At 69.3% G+C, this 10,257-nt stretch carries 6 protein-coding genes and 1 pseudogene; 3 read left to right on the top strand and 4 right to left on the bottom strand.

Annotated features, from left to right (window positions below; translation table 11 throughout):
• Nucleotides 1-56 precede the first annotated feature (56 nt).
• Nucleotides 57-968: a pyridoxamine 5'-phosphate oxidase family protein gene (locus tag ACFORO_RS24520; protein ID WP_377875422.1), complete on the bottom strand. Its 912-nt coding sequence runs from the start codon at nt 966-968 to the stop codon at nt 57-59.
• Nucleotides 969-1,071: 103 nt separating this feature from the next.
• Between ACFORO_RS24520 and ACFORO_RS24515 the strand changes: the two genes are divergently transcribed.
• Nucleotides 1,072-1,635 carry a CGNR zinc finger domain-containing protein gene (locus ACFORO_RS24515; RefSeq protein ID WP_377875420.1) on the top strand — a complete coding sequence of 188 codons (564 nt, stop codon included), beginning with the start codon at nt 1,072-1,074 and terminating at the stop codon, nt 1,633-1,635.
• Nucleotides 1,636-1,639: 4 nt separating this feature from the next.
• Here the strand turns inward: ACFORO_RS24515 and ACFORO_RS24510 are convergent, their stop codons facing one another.
• On the bottom strand, nt 1,640-2,200 hold the full coding sequence (locus tag ACFORO_RS24510; RefSeq protein ID WP_377875418.1) for a TetR/AcrR family transcriptional regulator: 561 nt from the start codon (nt 2,198-2,200) through the stop codon (nt 1,640-1,642).
• 36 nt (nt 2,201-2,236) lie between these two features.
• Here ACFORO_RS24510 and ACFORO_RS24505 point away from each other — a divergent pair.
• A pseudogene (locus ACFORO_RS24505) lies at nt 2,237-3,058 on the top strand (DMT family transporter); the annotation flags it as partial.
• 22 nt (nt 3,059-3,080) lie between these two features.
• On the opposite strand, the gene ACFORO_RS24500 reads toward ACFORO_RS24505, so the two are convergent.
• Complete coding sequence (locus tag ACFORO_RS24500; RefSeq protein WP_377875416.1) at nt 3,081-5,387, bottom strand: glycoside hydrolase family 15 protein; 2,307 nt, start codon at nt 5,385-5,387, stop codon at nt 3,081-3,083.
• A 452-nt stretch (nt 5,388-5,839) separates the two neighbouring features.
• On the opposite strand from ACFORO_RS24500, the gene ACFORO_RS24495 reads away from it, so the two are divergent.
• A complete protein-coding gene (locus tag ACFORO_RS24495) occupies nt 5,840-6,289 on the top strand; it encodes a single-stranded DNA-binding protein (protein WP_377875414.1) in 450 nt (149 codons plus the stop codon).
• A 188-nt stretch (nt 6,290-6,477) separates the two neighbouring features.
• On the opposite strand, the gene ACFORO_RS24490 is transcribed toward ACFORO_RS24495, so the two are convergent.
• Nucleotides 6,478-10,209: a S8 family serine peptidase gene (locus ACFORO_RS24490; RefSeq protein WP_377875412.1), complete on the bottom strand. Its 3,732-nt coding sequence runs from the start codon at nt 10,207-10,209 to the stop codon at nt 6,478-6,480.
• Nucleotides 10,210-10,257 lie beyond the last annotated feature (48 nt).

Raw genomic sequence — 10,257 nt, 5'->3', positions numbered from 1 at the left:
CTTCACCCCCGATCCCGGCGGCAGCATGACTTGACAAACCCCATTGGGAAGTCCTTTCAGTTGATGAGCTGCGGATTGCGCGGGTACGGCGTGTGCGCGACCTGACGCGGCACCGGACGGCCGGAGACGATGCGCCGCACCTCGAACCGGACGATCCGGCCGGTGTAACCGTCATCGCCGGAGCGGCCCGCTTCTCCCCATTCGATCGCGGCAGTGCCGGAGACCTGCAGGACGCCACCGGTAGCGAAGTCGAAGAAGAGCAGCGCGGCTTCCGGGTTCGCGGCGATGTTGCCGAGGCTGTTGAACAGGTTGTTGCCGGGATAATCGGGCCAGCACAACGTATTTCCCTCGACGCGGACGAATCCGGGCGCGCCGCCGCGATGGGACGCGTCCGCGCCGTGGCCCGGGTTGATGGTGCCGAGGAAGAACGTGTCGGCTTCTTGGATCAACTCGGTGTCGCCGGGACTCAGCTCTGCGCGCGTTTGCGCTGGTGCTGTCGGCTCGATTTCCTCGGACAGCACGCGCTGCTGGATGTATTGCGGGCAGTTGCCGTACGCCTGCTCGATGTCCACGATCAGGTGGTCCTCGGCGGCGGTGGTGAGGCTGCCGTTGATCCGGACCCGGCGGCGCGTGGCGAACTCGATGCTCGTCATCCCGAGCTTCTGCCCGGCCGGGAGCCCGTGCAGCGGATCGCCTTCCGGGAGCGCGCGGTGGATCGCGAGCGTCGTCGCCGACCTGGTTTCGAGAAACCCGGGCGGGCCGACGATCGGCGACGTCCACAGCTGCCCGCCGGTGTCGCGTCCGGTCACGACGAGGAGTGTTCGTTCGGCCAGGAACCCCGCCATTCCCGCGGAAATCCCGGCGGGCTCGGCCATCCGGGACAGGCGCGCGGCCTGGCGCTCGACTCCGGCCTCGCGCTGGACAGCCAGCTCGCCGGCGTGGAAGGCCTGCTGGATCGCCTGGTTCATGCCACCTCCCTTTCTCACGGGTTGCGCGATGATGTTCCGTGAGAAGTTCTAGCAGTCGCTTCTCACGGATGCAACCCATTCCATCCGTGATACGGTCTCGGCCATGGGGATGCTGCCGGACGAGGTCGTGCCGGTCCGCCTGATGGCGACCGTCTGGGCCGACACGAGCGGGCTCCACGACGACCTGCGCACCCGCGAAGACCTCGACGCCTGGCTCGACGACGTCGGCGTCGAGCGCAGGCCGCGGCAGTCGTCCGCCCCCGAACTCGCGCTGGCACGGCGGCTTCGCGACGCCGTCCGCCGCCTCGCCGCTCAAGTCACCGCCGACGATCGGCAGACCCCGACCGTCGACCTGGACACCGCCCTGGGCGACTTGAACGACCTCATCACCCACCTGCCTGTCCCCCAACTGACTTTCGTGGCCGGGAAATTGCAGGAGGGTTCCTCGAGCGGCACTTCGCCAGTCGTCACTGGATTAGCCCGCGTAGCGCGAGAATCGATCGCGCTTTTGGGCGGCCCAGAAGCGGCAAAGCTGCGCGCCTGTTACGCGCCAGGTTGCGTGCTCTACTTCATGAAGACGCATCCGCGCCGCGAATGGTGCTCCGTCGCCTGCGGCAACCGAGCGCGCGCCGCACGGCATTACGAGAAGGTCCGGTCGACGCGCTGACGGCTCAGCCCAGCAGCACCACCGCCGTTTCCGTCGCGCGCTTGAAGACGCCCTTCGCGACCCGCATGCCCGACATCACGACCGCACCCTCGTGCAGCAACATGAGCTGCTCGCCTGTCCGGTGCGGATCCGAAACGCCCGCAGACTCAGCCAATTCGACGAAAACGCCGAGCATCCACTTTTTGCTCTCGGTCACCACCGCGTACGCCGGATGCGCGGGATCGCTGATCTCCGCGTGCGCGTTGATCATGCTGCAACCCTTGCCGCCGTACTTCTTCGCCCACGCCTCGGACGCGTCGAACGCCGCCGTCAACCGGTCCCGCGGATCTGTTCCGGCCTTCTCCAGCCACTCGCCCAGGAACCCGCGCCAGCGCGCGTCCCGGGCGGACAAGTACTCCACGACCAGCCGATCCTTGGAGCCGAACCGGTCGTAGAGCGTCTTCTTCGTGACCCCCGCCTTCGCCGCGATGACGTCAACGCCGACCGCGTGGATTCCGCGCTCGTAGAACAACTCCGACGCGGCTATCAGCACCGCTTGCGCCTTCGGGGTCCAATCGATCGTCATGGCCCCAGTGTATACCGATCTGTATAGTCCGGTGCCATGAGTAAACCGATCGGTATAGCCGGAGCGGCCGTCCTGTTCGTCGTGTGCTGGTCGTCGGGATTCATCGGCGCGAAACTCGGCGCGGCGGACGCTTCCGTGCCGACCGTGCTGATGTGGCGGTTCCTGCCGCTGGCGCTGCTGCTGGCGCCGTTCCTGCGGCTGCGACCGGTCGGCGAACTGGGCAGGCACGTCTTGATCGGCCTGCTGTCCCAGTCGGGCTATCTGCTCACCGTTTACTGGGCCATCGGCGAAGGCGTCAGCACCGGCACGACGGCACTCATCGACGGCGTGCAACCGCTGGTCGCCGCCGCGCTCGCCGGTCCGCTGCTCGGCGTCGCGGCGACCGGACGGCAGTGGCTCGGACTCGGGCTGGGCCTGGTCGGCGTCGTCCTGGTCAGCTGGTCCGACGCCGCTTCGCATGCCCCGGCCTCGGCGTATCTGATCCCGTTCGCCGGAATGCTCGGGCTGGTCGCCTCCACCGTGCTCGAACGCCGGGCCCGCGTCCCCGCTCCCCCGTTGCGCGCGCTGGCCATCCATTGCGCCACCTCGGCCGTGGTGTTCACCGCCCTCGCGCTGGCGACCGGGAACGCGGTGCCGCCCGCGTCCGGGCACTTCTGGTTCGCCCTGACCTGGCTGGTCGTGCTGGCGACCTTCGGCGGGTACGGGTTGTACTGGCTGCTCGTCGGGCGGATCGGCATGACCGCGGTGAACAGCCTGATGTTCCTGATCGCGCCGGTCACCTCGGTGTGGGGCACGCTGTTGTTCGGCGAGCCCTTCACCGTCCTGACCGGCGCGGGCCTCGGGCTGGCCCTGGTCGCGGCCGTCGTCGCGAACGGGCGGGTCAGCCGCCGTAGCGCTGCCGGACCACCTCCGGAGTCTCGAGGTTCTTCCCCGCGTCCATGTTCTGCGCGAGCCGGAGGTACTGGCCTTCCGCCCACATCAACGGCGCCGCGCTCCCGGTCGGACGGCCCAGCCCGAAGCACGCGGCATCGGCGCGATCCCACACCTGCTCGGGAATGAAGTAGCCGTCGTTCGCCGCGTCCGCCATCGACTTCAGGTACACCGCCGCCGGCCGTCCGTTGGCCAGCTCGTACTCGCCGCGCTCGCCGGACAGCACCGGCCAGAGCCGCCCGAACCGCTGCGGCCCGTTCGCCGGCCAGCCGGTGCAGGCCGTGGTGCTCTCGCCGTAGTTGTCGTGCGGGTAGCGGTGGAAGTAGATGTCGCCGTTCGGGGTCGTCACCTGCATCGGCGCGTTGCCGTCGCGGGCCGCCGCCGTCGGGGCCACCGACTCGGCGACCGCCGGATCCGCCGGCGCGCGGAGCCCCAGCCGGACCAGGTCGAGGAAGCCGAAGTCGACCCCGTCGTGCTCGTAGAAACACCCCTCGTCGAAGCAGATCTGGCCGTTGTCGTTCGGGTCGGTGCCCTTGTCCAGCCGCTCGTAATAGGTGTGGCCGCCCCAGTACCCGGACGTCGTCCGCGTCCAGCCGTCGAGCTGCGCCCGCCACGAGTCCGCCGTGGACTCCCACTGCTGCGCCGAGGCGGTATCGCCGTTCGCCCGCGCGATCGCCCCGGCCGTGACCAGCCCGGCGACCTCCGCCGCGATCGACGACGGCGAACGCCCGTACTGCTCCTCCCACCGCTCGGTCGTCGCGGGCCCGCTCGTCCGGATGTGCTCCGCCGTCACCTTGACCCGCGCATACGTCGCCGCGTCGGTGAGCCCGGTCATCCAGGCGAGGATGATCGCGTCGGAATCCTGGTCGAGCTGCTCGCAGCAGCCGAGCAGCTGCGGCGTCGCCCCTTGGACCCCGCTCACCGGGCTGTACCGGGGAAACGCCCCGGCCGGATACGTCGTCCCGTCGCCTTGCGTCGGCGCGGAAATCCACTGCGAGGACCACAGGAACTGCGCCATCCGCTTGGCCTGAGCCGCGTCGCCCGCCGCGAGCAGCCCGGTCGCCTGCTGGTACAGATCCCGGCCCCACACGCGATGGTACCCGTCGTTGAGCGCGTCGCCGTTGACGACGTCGCCCCAGGGCGTGGCCAGCCCCGCGACACTCGCGCCGCGGTGCGTCTTGTCCTCCGCCGCGTGCAACGCCATCAGCGCGACGTAATACGCCCGCCGCTGCCGCTCGTCGCCCGCCACACTGCCCGGCGCCGCCTTCAGGCTGCCGACATACCCCTCCCATCCGCGCCGATACGCCTGCTCCAGAGTGTCGAACCCGCTCGCGAGCGACCCGTCCGCGGCCGCCGCCGCTCCCGGCGCGTCGCTCCCGTACCCGAGCGCGACCGAGAACGTCGAGTCCTGCCCGACGGGGATCCGTCCACATTGGACTACATTGCCAGAATTGGTGGAATCGAATTGATTCGCAAGACGTTGATGTGCCCGCAAGTCTACCAGGCAATCGCTCGCGGCGCCGGAATATCCGTTGTCATGCGCGACGAACCCCGTCGAGGCCCGCAACGCCGACGCCACAGTTGTCTTGGCCCCGAACAGATCCTCGGTCCCGCTGGCCGTCAGCCCGGTCCCGTCCCACGCCGCGGTGTCGTTCGCCGCACCGCCCGCCATCGACGGATTCGCCAGGAGGTAAACCTGATACTGACCACCGTCGAGCGACTGAAACCGCGTGCGGACAAGAAGAGTCGGCCGCCCGGAGTCGGTGACGTAGGTCGTCGTGATGCGATAACGACCGTTCTTGGCGGTGTTCGTGATCGTGTACTCGAGCGCCTTCTCGTCCGGCATCGAAACGACGTGCTCGGTCGCGTCGCGCTCGAGGTCCACAAAGGACTTCCCGTCGGTGACGACGTACTGCATGTCCTGCATGTTGGCCACGTCCGCACGCGGATAGAACACCTCGGACGTAACGCCCTTCGCGACGGTGAACCACAACGGGCTCGCCGTCCCCGCGGCCGTCCCGAGGGCGGATTTGTCCCCAGTTGTCCAAGATGACGGCCCGCCACAGCAATCTCCCGGCGCGCCGCCCGCCATCGCGCGCGCCGCTCCTTGCCCGCTTCCGCCCGCTCTGCCCTCAACTGCCGAACCGGGCTTCGCTCCCACCTCGGCAGGCGCTATCCCCTGCCCCACCACCGAAATCCCCACGACCGCGACCACCGCCGCCGCCCGTCCCCACTTCCCACCGACCATGCCGCTCATGCTGCCCGCCGCCCCTCCCCGGAACAACAGCCGAACGGTGGGAACCGCTCCCGCCGTCGCCGCGAGGGAAGTCCCACCCGATGGAGTGACCGGGAAGCCCCGGAAACTGTCGTACCCGGATGGTCTCCTGATTCCCGAGCGGCGCCCGCCCCTGGGGCCGCACCGAACAGAGGAGCGTCACCATGGCCCGAGAAACGGTCCGCACCGTCATCGGAAACGGCCCGGGTTCCCGTCGCAGGCGGAGCACGATCGCCCGAGCATGCTGGCTGATGTCTTCTGTCACTCCTCGACGGCAGCGCAGGTACCAACGGCGCGCAACTTGAGTTGTCCCGCGACGAGCCTCATTCCGCACAACTGAACGCAAATCTTTCGACAAACGGGGACTGATCGAGTCCCCTCGATCAGCAGATTCGCCGCCATGGACTTGGCGGCACAAGACAAGGAGTTCGACCATGGCCGGAGAAACTGTCATCACGGTCGTCGGAAATCTGACCTCAGACCCGGAGCTGCGATTCACCCCGTCCGGAGCCGCAGTAGCGAATTTCACCGTCGCGTCAACGCCTCGCACGCTCGATCGCCAATCAGGCGAGTGGAAGGACGGCGAGGCACTGTTCCTCAGGTGCAGCATCTGGCGGCAGGCAGCGGAAAACGTTGCCGAAAGCCTCACCCGGGGCGCGAGGGTCCTGGTCACCGGACGTCTGGTCCAGCGGTCATTCGAGACCAAAGAGGGCGAGAAACGCACCGTAGTCGAACTGCAGGTGGACGAGATCGGCCCGTCGCTGCGGTATGCCACCGCCAAGGTCACCAAGGTCAGCCGGAACAGCCGCGAAACCAGCGGGGAGGCCTGGGGCGCCGCGCCGGTGCCCGCCGGAATCGGTGCGGGTGGTGAGCCGCCATTCTGACTCGCCATGGTGGTGACCGGCCAATACCCGGCCACCCATACGACCAACCGAGACGTCGAACCGAAGGACACCCTGCCGCAGACACGCTTCCAACAGCGGAAAGCCACCGCGCACCTCGCACGGCCTCGCCGTCACCGGCCAACAGCCGGATGCGGGGGTTCGCCGGGCGAGGCAAACCCCCGCACCACTCAGCCGATCTGGTAGGCGCGGGTGATCGTCTGGCTCACCGCGTTGCCCTTGTCGTCCGTGGCCTTCGCCCGCAACGAAGCGAACCCGCTCGCCGGATTGCGGACCTTGGCCGTCCATTGCGGACCGTCCTGCGTCAGCTCCACCGGTTGCCAGGTGGCGCCGTCGTCGTAGGAGATCTCCACCGTCAACTCGGTGACCTTCGGCGGCGAATCCTGCCGGGTCACCGTCACCGGGAAGGCGATCTCCTTGCCTCCCGGCACGATGTTGCGCAGGTCTGCGGGCGGGGCGAAGCCGACCGCGAGCATGCCCAGCGGGCCGTCCGCGAACAACGTCGGCGCGACCGTCCACTCTCCGCTGAACTTCGTGGAAGTGGGCCACCATCGCTTGTCCCGGGTCACCTCCGTGGTGATCCGGTACGTGCCGAACCGCGCCGGGGCTTGGAAAACCCCGCGGCCCGGCGAGTTCTGGGTGCCGAGGAGCTGACCGTCCAAATAGGCCGACGTGGCGCCCCGGTCCAGTTCGGAGATGTAGCCCGCGCCGCTGCCGTGCCCGGCGGCGTCGGAGAACACCGGCACCGTGACGTCCAGCAACCAGTCCTTGGTCCGCCACACCCACGGGCGGCCCGACTCGGTGGGCCCGCTGAAGCGGGGGCCGATGACGGCGGCGTTCCAGTCGATGCGGTAGGACTTGCCCGCCGCCAGGGTGCGCTGTCCCTCGACGAGAGTGCCGCCCTCCGCGACGCTGGTCTCAGTGAACTCGACGCCCTGCACCTGGAGCCGCCAGTCGCCCGGGGTGAAGTAGCGCCGTTGCTCGGACTGGGGCGTGGAGCTGACCCCGCCTCGGTTGACGTCTCCGTCCGGACCCGCCGCGATCGCGTACACCATCGGGAGGAATTGCTTGGCGTAGCCGTGGTAAGCCATGCTTATCGCGGCCACGTCAGCGGCTCTGGCCTCGTGCACCAGATTGGTCGGGATGCTGCCCGCCGACGGGTAGTACAGGTCGTACTGGTAGTCGCTGCGGTCCCGCACGGTCAGCGAGGAGGTCAACCCGCCAGCCTTGGCCAGTGCCACGTAGCGGTCGCCGGTGTACCCGTTCACCTGAAGGGTCGGCAGCGACCACAGGTCGGGCGGGGCACTGAGCAGTTTGGCCGAGGCGACGGGGTCGACGAGGCGGAACGCCGCGAGGCTCCCGCCTGCCGCCTTCACGTTGTCGATGCGCTTGCCCGCCTCGACGACGGGCATGCCGTCCGGGAAGTCCAGCACCACCAGCTTGCCCCTGGCGTCCACTTTGGACAGATCATCCGGCGTGCCGGCACGGCCGTAAACGGTGCCCAGCCGCTGGACAGACGGCGGAGGGCTGTCGGAGAACCGGGTGAAGCCCGCGTCCACCGCCAGCGGCTGCGCCCCTTCCGCGGTGAGTTCCAGCCACGGCTGGTAAAGCTGCACGTCCTCGGTGAAGCGGAAGTGCTTCGAGCTCACGCCCGGGGTGGAATAGGCGTAGAGCCGCTGGAACTGCGCGCCGGCGGCCAACCCGAGAACAGCGGGCGCGTGCGGCCCCTCGGGGCGGGTTTCCAGCCGGGCGCCCAGTCCGCCGTCGAGTGCTCCCGTCTGGTCCGTGTGCACCGTCACGGGCTTGGCTTGGCGGGCGTCGAAGGACACCTTCGTATCGCGGGTCACCTTCACGACCGGGTTGGCGAACGCGGTGGTCTCCGGCGGCCCGTCCGGCCGGGAGGCCGTGAGCCCGGCGCTCAGGGTGTACTCCCCTGGCGGCACGCGCAGCGGCTGACCGGCGTAGCCCAGGAAGTTCTCTCCGGTCTGGACGTTGACGGCGAGGGAGGTCTGGGTGTCATGCGCGCCAGGGGCTTTGCCGTCCCGGCCCAGCAGGTTCGCCGACAGGCTGTACAGCTCCGGCTCGTCCTTCACCCCGACCGGCGTGCGCACCCGCGTCTTGCCGTCCGGGGTGCTGGCCAGCAGCAGACCCGTGTAGGTCCCGGGCTTGCCGGACCTCGCGGTGAACGTGATGTCCACGGCGGCCTTGCCGCCGGCGGGCACGGTGACCGAGTTCGCCGAGATCTTCGCCAGGTTCGCGGCGGGCGACTGCCCCTGCTTGTCCGCCAAGCTGAAGGCCAGATTCAGCGTGACCGGGCTGGTGCCAGGGTTGGTATAGGTGACAGCGCGCTTGCCTGGCTTGTCGGACCACCGCACGACGGTGTTCACCGTCGCGGGCTCGGACTGCACGGCCTGGGTCACCGCCGTGGCCACGTCCAACCGGCCGCCGCCGATCGCGGTCACCCCGATTCCCGGCAAGTCCTTGGCCGTGCCGACCAGCCCGGACTTGAGCTGCTCGCCGGTCCAGTCAGGGTGCTCCTGGGCCAGGATGGCTGCCGCTCCCGCGGTGTGCGGAGTGGCCATCGAGGTGCCGGAGAGCCTGGTGTAGTGCTCGTCCACCGGGTCGCCCAGTGCGGTCCCCTTGGCGCGCGCAGCCACGATGTCGCTGCCTGGGGCACCGATCTCCGGCTTCACCGCGCCGTCGCCGACGCGCGGACCGCGGTCGGAGAACGAGGACAGCGCATCGGTTTTAGTCACGCTGCCCACTGCCAGCGCCGCATCGGCCGTGGCCGGGGAACTCACTCCCTCGTCCTGGCCCGTGTTGCCTGCCGCGACCACGAACAGCGTGCCGTACTGGCGGCTCAGCTTGTTGACCGCCTGCGAACTGGGATCGGTGCCGTCGGTGGGGTAAGTGCCCAGGCTCAGGTTGACGACCTTCGCCTTGGCCTCGCGCGCGGCCCACTCCATGCCGGCGATGATGTCGGACTCGCGGCCCTGGCCGCCGTCGTTCATCACCTTGCCGATGGCCAGCCTCGCGTCCGGGGCGACCCCCTTGTACTTGCCGCCCGAGGCCGCGCCGGAGCCGGTGATGGTGGAGGCGACGTGCGTGCCGTGCCCGTTGCCGTCGACCACAGTGCCCTTGCCGCTGAAATCCTTGCTCTGCGCGACTTTCCCGGCCAGGTCGGGATGCTCGGCGTCCACCCCGGTGTCCAGGATGGCGACGGTCACGCCCTTGCCGGTGTACCCGGCCTGCCAGGCCGCCGGCGCGCCGATCTGCGGCACGCTCTGGTCCAGCGAGGCGTGCACCTGGTGGTTGAGCCAGATCTTGCTCGGCCCGCCCGAGAGCGCGGCCGGTCCTGCCGCGCTCAGCCCGGCCCAGAACCCCTTGGCGTCCTTTTTGGACTCGCCGAGTTCGGTGTAGCCGAGCACGTCGAAGCTGCGACCGCGCTGGGCGCCAGCGGGCGCGACCGAGCGGGCGGCAACGCCGTCCGGATACTCGGCCAGTAACGGCAGTGTGTCGGTGGCGGCGTCGTCGTAGCCCTGCCGGATCAACCCGGTGACGTTGAACAGTTCCCGGTCCAGTCGACCCGATTCAAGGAGAGGAATGGCTGAAGCCGGCACCAGGTACGAGTCGGTGGCGGCGCCGTGCCGGGCGCCGAACTGAACGTACGGCGGGTGCCCGGAGCGGGCGTCGTCCTGCAGGGCCAGTGACCAGTGGCCACGCGCGTCCTGGCGCGCGCTGACCCGGTCACCGGTGATCAACGTGACCTGGTGGCTGACGCCGTCCCCGGCCGCCGCAGCTGGCGCGTCGCGCGCGCCCGCTTGGCCGGGCACGGCCGTCAAGGTTGCCGCCGCGCAGGCCGTGGCCAGCACGACGGCGGTCAACCGTCTCCGTGATGTCATCAGTACTCCCTTGTGAGGTGATGCCGGATTTGCCGGAGTGACAGGAAG

Source organism: Amycolatopsis halotolerans, from assembly GCF_042647905.1.
Classification (GTDB): Bacteria; Actinomycetota; Actinomycetes; order Mycobacteriales; family Pseudonocardiaceae; genus Amycolatopsis; species Amycolatopsis halotolerans.
Note: the sequence above shows the minus strand (reverse complement) of the source record. Positions and strands in the feature narration are given on the sequence as shown.